At 36.2% G+C, this 608-nt stretch carries 1 protein-coding gene; it reads left to right on the top strand.

Annotated elements, in window-relative coordinates; all coding sequences use genetic code 11:
- Positions 1 to 608 (top strand): Rib/alpha-like domain-containing protein (locus O3650_RS09560; RefSeq protein ID WP_371492027.1); only part of this gene is annotated, 608 nt, incomplete at both ends.

Genomic DNA, 608 nt, shown 5'->3' on the forward strand with positions numbered 1-608 from the left:
GTCGATAGTAAGACACAGTATGTGCCGGTTGATAAATCTAATAAACAACCAGATGTATCTAAGAGTATTGATCCTGAACAATATCCAGATGGAGTAACATTCAAATATAAAACTCCAGTAGATACAACAACACCAGGCGAAAAAGATGTTATTGTAGAAGCAAAAGATGAGGAAGATAAACTTGTAGAAGTTCCTGCTAAGGTGAAAGTAGTGGAAGGCAAGGAACAATTAATTCCTGTAAATCCAACTGAAAAACCACAAGCAAGAGACAGTATTACTCCAAGTGATTATCCAGAAGGTTCAACATTTGAGTACAAAGTTCCAGATGGACAGACTGAACCGTTCGATGCAACAACTGTTGGTGATAAACTAGTAACAGTTGTAGTAAAAGATAAAAATGGAAATGTATTGGTAGAAGTTCCAGCAACGATTAAAGTAGTGGAAGCTAAACCAAAACCAATTGAAACACCAGTGACAAATACACCTTTAACAAAGGATGATATTGCTAAATATGTCAAAGTCCCAGAAGGTGGAAAAGTTACGAATGTAGAAAACGTTCCAGACTTAACAACCCCAGGTAAGAAAAATCCTGTTAAAGTAACTGTTAC

This window comes from Streptococcus sp. 20925_1_24, from assembly GCF_041432335.1.
Taxonomy (GTDB): domain Bacteria; phylum Bacillota; class Bacilli; order Lactobacillales; family Streptococcaceae; genus Streptococcus; species Streptococcus mitis_BM.